Here is a 14,303-nt window from a genome sequence, read left to right on the forward strand (position 1 = left end):
CGCCAATGAGTACGGAAACGTCCTCGACGGCCCCCGAATCCGGACTGCTTCGGGGACTCGACGTCACGGTCACGGCGGCGGCGCTGCTGTTCTGGGTCGGCGTCCTCTACTGGGCCCAGACCCAGGCGATCTCGCAGGTGCGGTACGCCACCGCGTTCGTGGGCGGTATCCTGACCGTGTACGCGCTCAACGAGACGCGGACCGCGATTTCGGACGGCGACTGGATCGACGGCGCCGTGTTGATCCCCGCGTCGCTGGCGCTGATGACCGCGTCGGCGTTCTTCGCGCTCAACTTCCAAGACGTGTATCTCCAGCGGCAGGGGTACGCGCTCGACCACGAGTACATGCTCGCGCGGCTGGTCATCATCTCGCTGATGTACCTCACGTGGCGCGAGTTCGGCAACGTGTTCCTCGGACTCATCTTCGCCGTGTTCGGGTACGCGATGTTCGGGAACGTCGTGCCGGGCGTGCTGGGGCACGCGGGGATGAACCAAGCGACGCTGCTCCAGGCGACGGTCACCGACCTGTACGGGTTCTACGGGAGCCTCACGCAGATCACGGCCTCGTGGATCGCGCCGTTCCTGCTGTACGCCGGGCTGCTGTTCGCGTACGGCGCGTTCGACCTCATCTTGCGGGTCGCCATCGTGGCGGCGAAGTACATCGAGTCCGGGATCGCCCAGACCGCCGTCCTCTCCTCGGCGGTCATCGGCTCCATCAACGGCTCGTACACCGCCAACGCGGCGATGACGGGGTCGTTCACCATCCCGACGATGCAGGAGGCCGGGATGAAGGGACACCGCGCGGCGGGTATCGAGGCGGTCGCGTCCACGTCCGGGCAGGTGCTCCCGCCCGTCATGGGGGCGTCCGCGTTCGTGATGGCGTCGTACCTCGGCGTCCCGTACCTCGACATCGTCGTCGCCGGTCTCGTGCCGGCCGCCATCCTGGTCGTGTCGATCTCCATCGCGGTCCACTACCTCGCGATCTCCGACGCCAGCAGCCAGGACATGGAGTTCTCCGAGTTCTTCGACGAGGAGCTCTCGACGGAGAAGAAGGTGTTCGAGGCGCTCCGTTTCGGCGTGCCGTTCGCGATACTCATCTACCTCCTCGGCGTCGTTCAGTACACCGTGATGACGTCGGCGCTGTACACGGTGGTCGCGATGATGATCACCGGAACGCTCATGCCGCCGCTCCAGCGGATCGTGGACAGTAGCGGCGTCGGGCCGGGCAGCGAGCTCGTCACGCAGGTGAAAAACACCGTCCACGGGATCCGCCGCGGCGCGATCATCCTGGCGCCGATCGCGATCATCCTCGTCGTCATCAGCGGCGTCGTGAACCTGTTCAGCACGACCGGGATCCCGGCGAAGATCGCGCTGCTGCTCATCAACATCTCGGGCGGCGTGCTGCTGTTCGCGGTGCTGCTCGGGATGGCGGTCGCCATCCTGATGGGCGTCGGGATGCCGACGGTCGCCGCGTACGTCATCGTGGCCATCCTCATCGTGCCGACCTTCGTCTCGGACTTCGCCGTCGAGCCGATCACGGCCCACTACACGATGTTCTACGCGGCCATCCTCGCGGGGATCACGCCTCCGGTGGCGACCGCGGCGGTGATCGCGGCGGGGATCGCGGAGGCGAACTTCTGGCGGACCTGCGGGGCCGCGATCCGGATCGCCGCGCCGCTGTTCATCCTCCCGGTCGCGTTCGTCTACAACCCCGGCCTGATCTCGATGGACGTCGGCGGATACACGCTGTACGTCGGACTGCTCGTGCTGCTCGGCGCGGTGACGATCATCTACGGGCTCAACTACCCGTTCAAGATGCGTCCCGGCCGGAAGATCGGCGCGCGAGCCCTGCTCGCGACGCTCGGCGTCCTCATCATGGTGTACCCGAGCAACGTCGCGAAGATCGCGGGGATCGCCGTCTTCGCCGCCGTCTTCGTCGCCGAGAAGGTGATGATCCGCGGTCTCAAACTGCCGTTCGGCAGGGGGGCGAGCCAATGAGCGACGGCGACTCCCCCGAGGCGGTCGCCGAGGAGTCCGCACAGCAGGCCGGCGGGCTGGGCGAGATCATCCCGGAGCCGCTGATGCCGGTGTGGAGCCAAGTCGAGAAGGTGCAGGCGTTCCGCCGGACGCACGGCGAGACGTACGTCGGCGTCCTCGAACTGCTCACCGCGCTCACGCTCGCCGGCGGCTACGTCTGGTGGCTGCTCATCTTCCTCGAACTCCTGTGAGCCCGTAGCCGCCGCCGGGCCGCGTTCGTTTCTTCGTTTCTTACGTCGAAGCGGCGGTCGGTCGGCGACGGGCGCTCACTCGAACCACTCCGCGGCCCGCTCGACGTCCTGCGGGATGTGGTACTCCCGATCGGAGACGTCGTCGAGGTACGAGCGTAGTTCGGGCGCGAACGCCGGGTGCGCGCAGCGCTCGACGATCAGTTCCGCGCGCTCGACCGGCGACAGGCCGCGCACGTCGGCGACGCCCTGTTCGGTGACGAAGACGTCGATGTCGTGTTCGGTGTGGTCGACGTGGAAGGTCTGCGGAACGACCCGCGACACCGCGCCGTCGTTCAGCGTCGAGGGGAGCGCGCACACCGTGATCAGCGAGTTCCGGTTGAAGTCGGCGGAGCCGCCGACCCCGTTTATCATGCGCTCGCCGCGGACGTGCGTGGAGTTGACGTTCCCGTAGATGTCGAACTCGACGGCGCTGTTGACGCCGATCACGCCGAACTGGTCGATGAGCCCGGGGTGGTTGGAGACGTCGGCCGGGCGGAGCACCACGTCCTCGGCGTAGCGCTCCACGTCGTCGAAGAGGCGTTCTTGCCCCTCGTCGGTGAGGGCGAGCGAGGTCGCGCTCGCCGACGCCAGCCCGCCGGCGTCGAGCATATCGAAGAGACCGTCCTGAATGAGCTCGCCGAAGTAGTGCACCTCGCGGTCGCCGAAGTCGAGCGCCCGCAGTTCGCTCATCAGGGCGTTGCCGACCGAGCCGACGCCGAACTGGAGGTGGACCGCGTCGTCGAAGACGGCCGAGCGCTCGAGCTCCGCACGGAGGAACTGCCCGAGGTTGGCGGCGATCGCGAGGTCGTCGTCGGTCGGGTCTCGGAACGTGTACGTCGAGTCGGGGATCTCCGTCTCGACGACGCCCGCGAGCTTCTCGGGGTCGAAGCCGACGTGTGCCGTACCGATGCGCTCTCCGGGGGCGGACAGCGGGATCGGTCCGCGGTCCGGCGGCGCGTCGGGGCGGTACACGTCGTGGAGCGCCTGCAGTTCGAGCGGCTGGTGGCGGTTCAGTTCGACGTACAGCGCGTCGGCCGCCTCGACGAACGCGGGCACCTGCCCGAGCGAGGTGGAGGGGACGAACCAGTCCTCCCCGACGGCGACCGCCTCGACGACGGCGACGTCGGGGTCGACGAGCCCGCCGTACTGGACCTCGTCGCCGATCGACGAGGCGTTGCGGTCGCTGAAGGCGATTTCGCGGGTGTTGCTCTTCTCGCGGGCGACCCGCGACGACTGGTAGGTGAAGCGGCGATCGACCTGGCCGGAGTCGATGAGCTCGACGTCGATCTCGTCGCCGACCTTCCCGCTGGAGACCAGCGTGAGCGAGAGGTCGCGGGGGGAGGACGCCAGCGCGAGCGGGATCGCCTTCGGGTAGCCGACGCTGCCGAAGCCGCTCGTGAGCACGGTCGACCCGGGAGCGATCTCGGCGGCGGCGTCCTCAGGGTCGGCGATCGGCACGTCCCCGTGAAGGCGGCGCTCGACTGGCCGCCGGTCCGGGCCGCGGTTCATTGCGACCCTCGGTCCGGTCGCCGGGGGCGTTCGCGGGGCGCGGTGCGGTCGGCGGCGAGGGGCGCCCGGCCGCCGTGGGTCGGGGGAGACGGGTGTGGTGACATGATCGTGGGGACGGGGCGGGTCGCGCGGCGGAAGCTTGGGACGCCTCCTCGGCCCGGCCCCGCGCGTGGTGGTCGAAGCCTCGGAGGGCCGGGACTTAAACCATGAGCTTCGGGGGAAGGGTGCGTCGCCCGCGTCGTCCCGATCGGGACGCAGCGGCGGGGCGCGGACCCGCGGTCACACCTTCGCCGCGAGCCGCTCCGCGATGTGATCGCCGAACGGCAGCGAGGAGGTGAGCCCGGGCGAGACGGCGTTGAGGATGTGGACGGCGTCCTCGCGCTCGACGAACAGCGGGTCCTTGACCAGCTCGCCGTCCTCGCTGACGAGCTGAGCGCGGATCCCCGCGTAGCTCTTCCGGAGGTCCTCGGCCCGAACCGCGGGCACCAGCTTCTGGGAGGCGGCCGCGAACTTCTCTTTGCGGTAGGATTTGTTCAGTTCCGACCACGCGACCGAGAGCATCAGCGGCGAGGCGAGCAGCCGCTGGAACCCGACGTAGCTGAGCGTGTCCAGCAGCTCCCGTGGATTCACGTCCGTGTTGTCGTACGCCTCGCGGCCGAACGCGAGGACGGCGTTCGGGCCGACGATCACCTTTCCGTCGGTGCGGCGCGTGTAGTGGACGCCGAGGAACGGGAGTTCGGGGTTCGGCGTCGGATAGATCATCGTCTCACAGAGCTCGCTGCGCTCGGGGCGGACCTCGTAATACTCCCCGCGGAACGGAACGACCTGGTACCCCTCGCCGACGCCGACCTGGTGGGCCAGGGTGTCGGCGTGAAGCCCCGCGGCGTTGACGAGGTACGAGACCTCGAACCGACCGTTGCTCGTGTCGAGTCGGTACCCCTCGGCCGCCGACTCGATCTGCGAGACCTCGTACCCCGTGTACACCGTGACCCCCGCGTCCCGGACCTCCCTCGCGAGCGCGTAGACGTACTGCTCGGCGTCGACGGAGGCGGCCTCGGGAGCGTGGAGGGCCGCCTGCCCCTCGGCGTGCGGTTCGTGTTCGCGGATCGCCTCGCGGGAGTCGAGCAGCTCGTAAGCGACGCCGTTGGCCTCGGCCTGCTCGGCGAGGTCGTCGAGCCGCGCCTCCTCCTCGTCGTCCGTCGCGATGACGAGAACGCCGAGCTCGTCACAGGGCACGTCGTGCTCCTCGCAGTACGCCTTCATCCGGGCGGTGCCCTCGGTGGCGAACCGCGCCTTCTTCGAGTCCGGCGGGTAGTTGAACCCCGGGTGGAGCACGCCGGAGTTCCGGCCGCTCTGGTGGGACGCGAGGTGGTGTTCCTTCTCCAAGACGGCGACGTCGAGGTCGGTGCGCTCCGCGAGGTGTTTGGCGACCGACAGCCCGACGCAACCGCCACCGACGATGGCGACATCGTGGCGCATCATTGCTCGTCTTTCGGATCCGGAAGGGGGGCCTTATAAATTCCCAAAGCGGGGACCGGTCGAGGCCGCGGCGGATGTCGACCGTCCCGGTCGGTCCGGGCGGTTGCGGCGGGAACCCCACGGCAATACCTTTGCCGCTGCTCGACGGTGATCCAGACGAATGAGCGACACGGACGATGCGGGGGGCCGCCGGAACAAAGTGGCGCGTCTCGTCGACGAGTACGATCTGGGCGGCGTCGGCGACGAGCTGGAGGCGCGATGGACCGCGACCGGTGACGCCCACACGAGCCTGCGCGACCTCGCCGAGGAGTTCAATCGGCGGCTCGTCGAGACGCGCCTCGACGAGGCCGGAGTGCGGTTATCAGTGGGAGAGCTCACCGCCGTGGTCGGGTTGTTGACGGGGGAAGAAGAGACCGCCGCCGACCGGATGCAGCTCCGGCGACGGCTCGAACGCGAGGGGGTCGACGTCGACGCGCTGGACCGCGACGTGGTCAGCTATCAGGCGGTCCGGAGCTACCTCCGGGACCACCGCGGCGCGGAGTACGAGCGCGACAGCGACGACCGCGCGGGGACCGCGGCACGGGCGATCGGGAAGCTCCGCGGTCGGTTGGTCGCGGTGACGGAGTCGAAGCTCCGGGCCCTCCGACAGACGCCGGCGCTCACCCTCGGGGAGTTTCAGGTGTTGGTCGACGTCGGCGTGCTCTGTACGGACTGCGGTTCGCGGTACGGCGTCACCGAACTGCTCTCGGCGGGGGGATGCGACTGCGAGGCGAACGCGGCACCCGAGTCGTCGGGACCGGACGGCGGATCGGGCGAGGGGCAGCGATAGAAACATAAGAAAACACATACTTTCTACATAACCCAAGAAATATTATACTAGTCGGGGAGAGCGAAGACGATGACAGATTTAGGCCTTCAGACCACCGTATACGTTTTCTAAACAGAAATCAGCCACTTTGGCTCTGTTTACTCGACAGCGATCAGAGTATCGTTGTGGTCGTTTAAGCCTCGTTTAAACAGACTATATGGCCGATTTCGGCGGTTTATTCGGCGTTTCTACAGATACCGACGGAACTTCGGTCGGGACAGATGTGTTCGAATTAAAAGATGTACTGTGTTCGAACAGACACAGCATAGATCCCGTGAGACGACGCGGGGTTACGTCTCCCGATCGGCCGCGCCGCCGACCAGTTCCTCAGCGACCGTCTCGGGGTCCATGAGGTCCGGGTCGACCGCGAGGTCGGCGACGCCCGCGACGAACTCCGGCAGCGACCGCCCCGCGTACGTCACGACGAGCACCTCCGGGTGCAGCTCCTTGGCGACGGGGATGCCGGTCGCCTCCTCCACGTCGGTGAGGACGAAGTAGGCGGCCTCGGCGATGCCGGCCGCGGAGAGCGCCTCGGCGGTGACGAGCCCCTCGATGCGGCGGATCTCGACGTCGAGCGCGTCGAGCTCCTCGCCGAGGCCGTGCTCGTCGGGGCCGGCGACGACCGCGATGGGTTGGTCCGCCATCACTCGTACTCGATCGTCGCGGGCGGCTTGTGGGTCACGTCGTAGACGACGCGCGCCACGTTCTCGTTCTCGCCGGTGATCCGGCTCTGGATCCGCTGGAGGGTGCTCCAGTCGAGCTCTTGGGCGCGCGCCGTCATCCCGTCGCGGCTCTCGACCGAGCGGACGGCGACGACCCAGCCGTGGACGCGGTTGTCGCCCTTCACGCCCGTCGCCTTCCCGAGCACGGCGGCGAACGCCTGCCACGGGTCGTACTCCTCCAGCTCCTCCTCGACGACGTGGGTCGCCTCGCGGGCGACCGCGGCCTTCTCGGGGGTGACCTCGCCGACGATCCGGACCGCGAGGCCGGGGCCGGGGAACGGCATGCGCTCGGAGATGATCTCCTCTAAGCCGAGTTCGCGAGCGACCTCGCGGACCTCGTCCTTGTAGAGGTCGCGCACGGGCTCGACGATCCCCTCGAAGTCGACGACCTCGGGCAGCCCGCCGACGTTGTGGTGCGACTTGATGTTCCCCTCGGACTCGATGCGGTCGGGGTAGATCGTCCCCTGCACGAGGAAGTCGGCGTCCACGTCGCGGGCGACGGTTTCGAACTCGTCGATGAACCCCTCGCCGATGACGTGGCGCTTCTCCTCGGGGTCGGTGACGCCCGCCAGTCGGTCGAAGAAGCGGTCCTGCGCCTCGATCACCCGCAGCGACTCCATAAAGGAGAACGTGTCGCGGATCTCGTCGGTCTCGCCCTTCCGCATCAGCCCGGTGTCGACGTACACCGGGGTGAGCTGGTCGCCGACCGCCTCGTACGCGAGCGTCGCCGCGACCGAGGAGTCGACGCCCCCCGACAGGGCGATCACGGCGTTCGCGTCGCCGATCGCCTCCCGTATCTCCGCTTTCGCCTCCGCGATGAATTCCTCCGTCTCGACCATCTATAGCCTCACGTCCGCGTTCCGCTCGGTTGTGTCCGTCGATCCCAGCGCCGCCTCGACGAGGGCGACGAACGGGGGGCTCGCGCGGTCCGGCCGCGATCGGAACTCGGGGTGCGCCTGCGTCCCGAAGAAGAACGGGTGGTCCGCGCGTTCGAGGATCTCCATCCGGTTGTCCGCGCGGCCGGAGAAGGTGAGCCCGTCGGCCTCCAGCTCGTCGATGTACTCGGGGTTCACCTCGTAGCGGTGGCGGTGGCGCTCCGTGCAGGAGTCGGCGTCGTACACCCGCGCCGCGAGCGTGTCGGGCTCGATGTCGGTCTCGTGGGCGCCGAGCCGCATCGTCCCGCCCATATCCTCCGTCTCGTACTGCTCGGGGAGCAGATCGATGACGGGGTGGGGCGTGTCGGGGTCGATCTCGGCGGAGTGGGCGCCCTCCAGCCCGAGCACGTTGCGCGCGTGTTCGACGACCGCCATCTGGAAGCCGAGGCAGAGCCCGAGGAACGGCACGTCGTTCTCGCGGGCGTACCGGACCGCCTCGATCTTCCCGTCCGTCCCGCGGGAGCCGAAGCCGCCGGGGACGACGACCGCGTCGGCCGACGCGAGCCGCTCCTCGTGCTGGTCCGTGGTCTCGTCGGCGTCGACCCACAGCACGTTCACCTCCGTCTCGGTGTGGATCCCGGCGTGTTTCAGCGCCTCGTGGATGGACATGTACGCGTCTTCGAGGGCGTACTTGCCGACGAGCGCCACGTCGATCTCGCGGTCGCGGTCGCGGGTGACGAGCTCGCGCCACTCCGTCGACCGCTCCGCCTTCGGGAGCGCCTCGTCGGCGAGCCCGAGCCGCTCCATCACGTGCTCGTCTAACCCCTCGTCTTCGACCATCAGGGGGACGTGGTAGATGTCCTCGACGTCGGGGTTCGAGAAGACGGCGTCCGTGGGCACGTCGCAGAACAGGGCGATCTTCTCTTTCGTCTCCGGATCCAGCCGGTTCTCAGAGCGCCCGACCAAGATGTCGGGCTGGAGGCCGATCGACCGCAGCTCCTTCACCGAGTGCTGGGTCGGCTTCGTCTTCTGCTCGCCGTTCTTCGAGTAGGGGACGAGCGTGACGTGGGTGAAGAGGATGTCCTCGTCGTCCTCCTCGTGGGCGAACTGGCGGAGCGCCTCGAGGAACGGCATCGACTCGATGTCGCCGACCGTGCCGCCGATCTCGATGAGGCAGACGTCGGAGCCCTCGGCGGCCTCCCGGATGCGCCGCTTGATGTCGTCGGTGACGTGCGGGATGATCTGGACGGTCTTCCCGAGGTAGTCGCCGGCGCGCTCGCGCTCGATGACGTGCTGGTACGTCTTCCCCGTGGTGACGTTGTGATCGAACGTCATGTCGGTGCCGAGGAAGCGCTCGTAGTTGCCCAGGTCGAGGTCGACCTCGCCGCCGTCCTTGAGGACGTACACCTCGCCGTGCTCGTAGGGATTCATCGTCCCAGCGTCGACGTTGAGATAGGGGTCCACCTTCACGGCGGTGACGTCGAAGCCCGCGTTCGCGAGGAGGCGCCCGGTGCTGGCGGCGGTGATGCCCTTGCCCAGTCCAGACATCACCCCGCCCGTGACGAACACGAACTTCCGACCCAGCGAGGGGTCGTACCCGGTGTCGGGATCCGTTGGCATATCGACCGTCCGTCAGGGGCCGGCAAAACCGTTTCGGACCCTTCGTTTCGAGTGGACGTTCGTGACGTTCTGTCGCGCGGAACGCGAGCGGGTCGCAACTGCGGCGCGGAACGGGCGACGAGGGAGCGAAAACTACTCACGGAACGGGGACGCACGCCCCAGTCGCCCCATGAACTGGTCCCCACTCCCTCCCGCGGTCGCGGCCGTCGTCGCGGTCGCGGTCGGCGTCGTGCGTCGCATTCCGCCGATCGTCGTGGAATCGCCCATCGAAATCCCCGGCCCGGGCGCGCTCAGCCTCTACACGCTCGGCGGGCGCGCCGCCGCGTTCGTCCTCGTCTACGGACTGCTCCTCGGCGTCGCGTACCGCGTCGGTCGCCGCGACGGCGACGCGATCGACGCCGGTGCGACGACGCTGGCCACCGCCGCAATCGGCGGAATCGCGTACCTCGTCGCATCCGGCGCCGTCGTCCTGTGGCTCGGTCCCAATCAGCGGTGGATCGCCGCCGTCGGCACGCTCGGCTCCGCCGCCGCTGTCGGCGTCGAGCTGGCGATCGTCGCGTTCGCCGGGCTCGCGCTCGGTCGATCGCGGATGCGCGGGTGAGCCCGGTGCGAATGAACCGGGAGAACGGACGTGCGAACCAAAAGAATACGTTCCACCGAAAGGTTGATTTTTTAAGAATTTGTCATACTCTCATGGAGAATTGGAGCGAGCGCTTGGAATCCAGTTCGGAGATTCTGCGCCGACAAGCGGTTCGGGTTCCGCTCCCAGACGTGGAGGCAGAGCGGTCCTTCCACCAGAACATGATGCGAATCGCGGCCGCTGGCGACCGAAAAAGCGAGTTGCTTGACGACCCGGACGTGCCGTTGACGGATGTCTACGAAGACGAGCTGGCCGAGATGCGGCGGAGTTTCGAGCATCGGTTGCAACACGTTGCTGGCGAGAACTACTACGATATCGCAACCGCGTATCTCGAGGACGATCGCGACGACTGGGTTGGCGCACTCGCGGCGTACTACTTGGAGTGTTATTATCGCTTGCAGGAACGCTACACGGTTGACGAGCAGATCTTCTTTTTGATGATTCTGCGCTACCCGAACTGTTTCACCGTGAACCTCAGTTTCCTCACCGGCGATTTCGGCCCCGAGGGTGTTAGATACGAGTCCACCAAACACGTCGAAGCCGACCTCGACGAGCAGGATAAACAACAGCTGTACGGCGACTGCCAGCGCTCACAGCACGAAGCTGCGAAATATCTTCGGGAGAAAACCGACTGCATTCGAGAAGCCGTCCCAGATCCGGATACGACGCCGTTCGAACAGCGCCGATACGGAGGGTTCGTCCATATCACCGGGAGAAACGGAGCCACGTTCAACGAGATACTGGAGTCCGTCTCCCCGGACCCGGACCGGTTCAATGGCGAGCCGTCGACGCCCGGTCTCGTCGATGAGGGACCAGAGGCCAAACGGGCGAAACAGGAGTTCCTCACCGACGCCAAGGTTGAACTCTGATACCGCCGCCCCTGTCTCGGCGAGTCCCCGCCCGCAGTTTCAGCGGTGATGGCGTGGGCGATACAGACGCCCGCTGAGGGTTCGTAACCGATACGGCAACAGAGACGGACGGCAGGAAACACCTCCAACCCCCCTGCTGCGACGACTTGGGGGCGAGGCGCGCGCCATCGCATCAGGCGCAGTTCCCGCGCGATCGAGCACACCGATTCCCGATCACGGAGCCAAGTAGCCGACGCTGGTGGCGTTCGAGTGAAGTGTTGCGAGGGAAGAGCGCTCCGAGAGCGTCTTCCGCATCACGGGGATGGACCCCCGCGATGCGAGGGGAGGGATTTGAACCACGGTCGCGCCAGAGGCGCTCCCTGATTCGAATCCTCCCCCCGGTTGTGCATTCGCGCGCTGTGACGCGCTCATGCGAGGGGAGGGATTTGAACCCACGGACCTCTACAGGAGCGGAGCTTGAATCCGCCGCCGTTTCCGGGCTTGGCTACCCTCGCACGCGGACTGGGCTTGGGTGTCACCTCCCTTTATTTCATCGATTGGTCGCGCCCGGCAGGCAGCCGGGGCAGGTCCGGCGTCTGACTCCGGCGACCTCACAGCGCGATCATCCCGACGCCGACGACCGCGAGGAGGGCCGCGACGAGTCGGACGCGGAAGTAGCGCTCGCCGAGGATCACCCCGCCGAGCACGACGGCGACGATGGCCTGCGTGTTGATCACGGGAGAGGCGACGCTGGCGGGCAGCGCCGCGAACGCGACCGTGGTCAGGTGTTCGCCGAGCGCGACCAGAGCGCCGACGGCGAGGAACTTCGGCGCGTCGCGGCGGGTCACGCTCGCCGGGTTCCGGAGAGCGCTCGGGAGCAACACGAGCGCCACGCCGGCGAGCAGCAGCGGGACCCACAGCGTCCCCTGGATCGCGAGCTCCTGAAGCGCCACCCGCCTCCCGAGGTCGGCGACGGCGTAACACGCCGCGCTCACCAGGGCGAGCTGGGCCGGACGAGAGTGGACCGCGCTGGTGAGCGGCGCGAGGAGGTCCCCCGGCTCGTAGTTCGCGACGTACACGGCCGCCGTGGCGACGACGACCCCGGCGACCTGTATCGGCGCGAGCACCTCGCCGAGCAACAGCACCTCTAGCGGGAGCACGAACATCGGGACGACCTTGTTGATCGGGGTCACGTACGAGACGTCCCCCCCGTCGATCGCCCGGAGGAACAGCACGAACGCGGCCGCGGTCGCCGCCGCGGTACCGGCGACGACGGCGACGGCCGGGAGGCCCGCGCCGGCCACCCCGCTGACGATTCCCCCGATCCCGCCGGTCGCGAGATCGGTCGTCGCGAGGGTGACCGGGAGGAACCACGCGATCGCCGAGGCGTTGATCAGCACCGTGAGCCCGGCGGGCGGATACCCCGCGAAGGAGCGCTTGAGGACGAAGATGTAGGTCCCCCAGACGACCGCGGCGCCGATCGCGGAGAGGAGGCCGGCGTCCATTGGCCGACCCGACGCCCGGCGGGGGAAAGAAGCGTTCGATCCGGTGGAAGCGGTCACCCCCGCGAAACGGTTAGGTCGCTGCGGGCGCGACACGACCCCATGGACGACCACACCCGCGATCCGGGCGTCGCCCCGCCGCTCGGGAACCCGACCGGGTGGCACGCGGCGGGCGAGGGCGCCGCGGCGGACGAAGATCCCGCCGCCGACGCGCGGATCGCCGGCGGTCACTGGGAGCACGCCACCCTCCGGCGGGCGACCGAACACGGCGTCCGGCTGTTCAACGCCGGCGCGTACCACGAGTCCCACGACTGCTTCGAGGACGAGTGGTACAACTACGGCAGCGGCACCGCCGAGAGCGCCTTCCTCCACGGGATGGTGCAGGTCGCCGCGGGCGCGTACAAGCGCGTCGGCTTCGAGAACGACGACGGGATGCGCTCGCTGTTCGAGACCGCACTGGGGTACCTCCGCGGGCTTCCGGGGGACTTCTACGGGGTCGATCTCGACGAGGTCCGGGCGACACTCCGGGACGCGCTGGACGATCCGTCCGCCGTCGACGGGTGGCAGATCGCCATCGACGGCGCCCGCCCGGAGGCGTACCCGGCCGACTACGAGTACGCGGAGCGGGTCGACGAGGAGCACTGAGCCGACGCTCGCGTCGGAGCGGCGAGCGCACCGAGCCGCGTTCCGGATCCGAACGCCACTTATCGGCAGGGCTCCTCGCGGACGTATGGACGTTCACGATCTGGGCGAGGGGGAGCCGGAGATCGCGGTCGTCGGCGCGATCCACGGCGACGAACCCTGCGGTGCCCGCGCGGTCCGACGGCTCGTCGACGCCGACCTTGACGTCGAGCGACCAGTCCGGCTGATCGTCGCCAACGAGGCGGCGCTCGACGCCGAGGTCCGCTACCTCGACGCCGACCTCAACCGGTCGTTCCCCGGCGACCCGGACGCGGAAGCGCACGAGGAGCGGCTTGCCGACGAGCTGCTCGGCGCGCTCGACGGCTGTTCCACGCTCGCGATCCACTCGACGCAGTCGTACGCCGAGCCGTTCGCCGTCGTCGACTCGATGGACGAGGTCGCTCGGGCGGTCGCCCCGCACCTGCCGGTCGACGCGGTTATCCAGACCGACGCGTTCACCGAGGGGCGGCTCATCGAGCACCCGCACACCCTCGAAGTGGAGGCCGGCCTGCAGGGCTCCGACGGCGCCGCGGACAACGCCTACTGGCTCGCGCGGGCCTTCCTCGCGGCGACCGGCGTCACCCCGGCGCCCGGCGCGGAGAGCGTGGTCGACGCCGGCGGTCGCGAGGACGTGGAGGTGTTCCGCCTCCGCGACCGGATCCCCAAGCCGGACGCCGAGGTGTACGAGGTGTTCGCGCACAACTTCGAGCGCGTCGAGGCCGGCGAGGCGTTCGCGGCCGCCGGCGACGAGCAGCTCCGCGCCGACGAACCCTTCTACCCCGTGTTGCTGTCGCCATACGGCTACCGCGACCAGTTCGGCTACGTCGCGGACCGGGTCGGCACGATCGAGTGAGGGGGCGGCCGACGGTTACTCGACCAGCTCGATCTCGTCGTCGCCGTTCGTCACCGCACAGATGAACGCCCCCGGCTCCTCGCCCTCGTTCCGGTACCAGTGCTCGACGCCCGCCGGAATGAGGAGCGCGTCGCCGGGACCGACGACGTGTTCCGCCTCGCCGATCCCGACGACGTACTCGCCGGCGAGCACGTACTGCTCGTGTTCGACCGCGTTCGTGTGACGCGGGACCGCGGCGCCGGGAGCGAGCTCGAACCGCCGCATCGCGAAGTTCGGGGCGCCGTCCGACTCGTCGAGGAGGACGCCCTTCCGGAGGCCCTCGGCGGCGTCGACGGCCTCGTAGCCGATCTCGTCGCCGCGCTTCACAACGGGGGCCGGGTCGTCAGCCGTCGCCGCGTCGTCGGTGGTGTCACGCATACCGGCCGATCGACCCCCGGCGG

The 14,303-nt window shown here is 68.4% G+C and carries 14 protein-coding genes and 1 tRNA gene; 7 read left to right on the forward strand and 8 right to left on the reverse strand.

Going from position 1 to position 14,303, the window contains the following annotated elements; translation table 11 throughout:
- The first annotated feature begins 5 nt into the window (after positions 1–5).
- Both ACT4MF_RS11395 and ACT4MF_RS11400 read left to right on the forward strand, forming a co-directional pair.
- Positions 6–1,997 (forward strand): TRAP transporter permease, encoded by a 1,992-nt coding sequence (locus ACT4MF_RS11395; RefSeq protein WP_444682692.1) that lies wholly within the window; start codon positions 6–8, stop codon positions 1,995–1,997.
- The gene (locus ACT4MF_RS11400) at positions 1,994–2,227 is read left to right on the forward strand and encodes a hypothetical protein (protein WP_099254117.1); all 234 of its coding nucleotides are present in this window, start codon (positions 1,994–1,996) and stop codon (positions 2,225–2,227) included. The genes ACT4MF_RS11395 and ACT4MF_RS11400 overlap by 4 nt, the downstream gene beginning before the upstream one ends.
- Before the next feature lie 75 nt (positions 2,228–2,302).
- On the opposite strand, the gene ACT4MF_RS11405 is transcribed toward ACT4MF_RS11400, so the two are convergent.
- Positions 2,303–3,775, reverse strand: a complete 1,473-nt coding sequence (locus ACT4MF_RS11405; protein WP_444682693.1) for an acetyl-CoA hydrolase/transferase C-terminal domain-containing protein — start codon at positions 3,773–3,775, stop codon at positions 2,303–2,305.
- A gap of 279 nt (positions 3,776–4,054) precedes the next feature.
- A complete protein-coding gene (gene lhgD / locus ACT4MF_RS11410) occupies positions 4,055–5,257 on the reverse strand; it encodes an L-2-hydroxyglutarate dehydrogenase (protein WP_444682694.1) in 1,203 nt (400 codons plus the stop codon).
- A gap of 157 nt (positions 5,258–5,414) precedes the next feature.
- Here lhgD and rdfA point away from each other — a divergent pair, with 157 nt between their 5' ends.
- Complete coding sequence (gene rdfA, locus ACT4MF_RS11415) at positions 5,415–6,083, forward strand: rod-determining factor RdfA (protein WP_099256878.1); 669 nt, start codon at positions 5,415–5,417, stop codon at positions 6,081–6,083.
- A 329-nt stretch (positions 6,084–6,412) separates the two neighbouring features.
- Here the strand turns inward: rdfA and ACT4MF_RS11420 are convergent, their stop codons facing one another.
- The 3 genes from ACT4MF_RS11420 to pyrG are packed head-to-tail and all read right to left on the reverse strand — an operon-like array spanning position 6,413 to position 9,339.
- Entirely contained in the window at positions 6,413–6,766 is a 354-nt protein-coding gene (locus tag ACT4MF_RS11420) for a DUF7126 family protein (protein ID WP_444682695.1), read from the reverse strand.
- Positions 6,766–7,683, reverse strand: coding sequence for a glutamine-hydrolyzing GMP synthase (gene guaA, locus ACT4MF_RS11425; protein WP_099256876.1), 918 nt, complete (start codon positions 7,681–7,683; stop codon positions 6,766–6,768). Before guaA ends, ACT4MF_RS11420 begins: the two co-directional genes overlap by 1 nt.
- Positions 7,684–9,339: a CTP synthase gene (pyrG, locus tag ACT4MF_RS11430; RefSeq protein ID WP_444682696.1), complete on the reverse strand. Its 1,656-nt coding sequence runs from the start codon at positions 9,337–9,339 to the stop codon at positions 7,684–7,686. It abuts the gene before it with no gap.
- A 169-nt stretch (positions 9,340–9,508) separates the two neighbouring features.
- Here pyrG and ACT4MF_RS11435 point away from each other — a divergent pair, with 169 nt between their 5' ends.
- Positions 9,509–9,940 (forward strand): hypothetical protein, encoded by a 432-nt coding sequence (locus tag ACT4MF_RS11435; protein ID WP_444682697.1) that lies wholly within the window; start codon positions 9,509–9,511, stop codon positions 9,938–9,940.
- A 92-nt stretch (positions 9,941–10,032) separates the two neighbouring features.
- A complete protein-coding gene (locus tag ACT4MF_RS11440) occupies positions 10,033–10,848 on the forward strand; it encodes an HVO_2248 family motility-related protein (protein ID WP_444682698.1) in 816 nt (271 codons plus the stop codon).
- Between the two features lie 410 nt (positions 10,849–11,258).
- Here ACT4MF_RS11440 and ACT4MF_RS11445 read toward each other — a convergent pair.
- Both ACT4MF_RS11445 and ACT4MF_RS11450 read right to left on the reverse strand, forming a co-directional pair.
- Positions 11,259–11,342, reverse strand: a tRNA-Leu gene (locus ACT4MF_RS11445).
- A 96-nt stretch (positions 11,343–11,438) separates the two neighbouring features.
- On the reverse strand, positions 11,439–12,332 hold the full coding sequence (locus ACT4MF_RS11450; protein ID WP_444682699.1) for an EamA family transporter: 894 nt from the start codon (positions 12,330–12,332) through the stop codon (positions 11,439–11,441).
- A 99-nt stretch (positions 12,333–12,431) separates the two neighbouring features.
- On the opposite strand from ACT4MF_RS11450, the gene ACT4MF_RS11455 reads away from it, so the two are divergent.
- Both ACT4MF_RS11455 and ACT4MF_RS11460 read left to right on the forward strand, forming a co-directional pair.
- Positions 12,432–12,974 carry a DUF309 domain-containing protein gene (locus ACT4MF_RS11455; RefSeq protein ID WP_444682700.1) on the forward strand — a complete coding sequence of 181 codons (543 nt, stop codon included), beginning with the start codon at positions 12,432–12,434 and terminating at the stop codon, positions 12,972–12,974.
- Between the two features lie 85 nt (positions 12,975–13,059).
- Positions 13,060–13,863 carry a M14 family metallopeptidase gene (locus ACT4MF_RS11460; RefSeq protein ID WP_444682701.1) on the forward strand — a complete coding sequence of 268 codons (804 nt, stop codon included), beginning with the start codon at positions 13,060–13,062 and terminating at the stop codon, positions 13,861–13,863.
- 15 nt (positions 13,864–13,878) lie between these two features.
- Here the strand turns inward: ACT4MF_RS11460 and ACT4MF_RS11465 are convergent, their stop codons facing one another.
- A complete protein-coding gene (locus ACT4MF_RS11465; protein ID WP_099256869.1) occupies positions 13,879–14,280 on the reverse strand; it encodes a cupin domain-containing protein in 402 nt (133 codons plus the stop codon).
- Positions 14,281–14,303 lie beyond the last annotated feature (23 nt).

This window comes from Halorubrum sp. FL23, from assembly GCF_052439115.2.
Lineage (GTDB): Archaea > Halobacteriota > Halobacteria > Halobacteriales > Haloferacaceae > Halorubrum > Halorubrum persicum.

Bases quoted from the DNA above. Each gene is read 5' to 3' on its own strand.
- ACT4MF_RS11440 (WP_444682698.1), top strand. From the start codon at position 10,033: ATGGAGAATTGGAGCGAGCGCTTGGAATCCAGTTCGGAGATTCTGCGC.
- ACT4MF_RS11395 (WP_444682692.1), top strand. From the start codon at position 6: ATGAGTACGGAAACGTCCTCGACGGCCCCCGAATCCGGACTGCTTCGG.
- ACT4MF_RS11400 (WP_099254117.1), top strand. From the start codon at position 1,994: ATGAGCGACGGCGACTCCCCCGAGGCGGTCGCCGAGGAGTCCGCACAG.
- pyrG (WP_444682696.1), bottom strand. From the start codon at position 9,339: ATGCCAACGGATCCCGACACCGGGTACGACCCCTCGCTGGGTCGGAAG.
- rdfA (WP_099256878.1), top strand. From the start codon at position 5,415: ATGAGCGACACGGACGATGCGGGGGGCCGCCGGAACAAAGTGGCGCGT.
- ACT4MF_RS11435 (WP_444682697.1), top strand. From the start codon at position 9,509: ATGAACTGGTCCCCACTCCCTCCCGCGGTCGCGGCCGTCGTCGCGGTC.
- guaA (WP_099256876.1), bottom strand. From the start codon at position 7,683: ATGGTCGAGACGGAGGAATTCATCGCGGAGGCGAAAGCGGAGATACGG.
- ACT4MF_RS11420 (WP_444682695.1), bottom strand. From the start codon at position 6,766: ATGGCGGACCAACCCATCGCGGTCGTCGCCGGCCCCGACGAGCACGGC.
- ACT4MF_RS11455 (WP_444682700.1), top strand. From the start codon at position 12,432: ATGGACGACCACACCCGCGATCCGGGCGTCGCCCCGCCGCTCGGGAAC.
- ACT4MF_RS11465 (WP_099256869.1), bottom strand. From the start codon at position 14,280: ATGCGTGACACCACCGACGACGCGGCGACGGCTGACGACCCGGCCCCC.
- lhgD (WP_444682694.1), bottom strand. From the start codon at position 5,257: ATGATGCGCCACGATGTCGCCATCGTCGGTGGCGGTTGCGTCGGGCTG.
- ACT4MF_RS11405 (WP_444682693.1), bottom strand. From the start codon at position 3,775: ATGAACCGCGGCCCGGACCGGCGGCCAGTCGAGCGCCGCCTTCACGGG.
- ACT4MF_RS11460 (WP_444682701.1), top strand. From the start codon at position 13,060: ATGGACGTTCACGATCTGGGCGAGGGGGAGCCGGAGATCGCGGTCGTC.
- ACT4MF_RS11450 (WP_444682699.1), bottom strand. From the start codon at position 12,332: ATGGACGCCGGCCTCCTCTCCGCGATCGGCGCCGCGGTCGTCTGGGGG.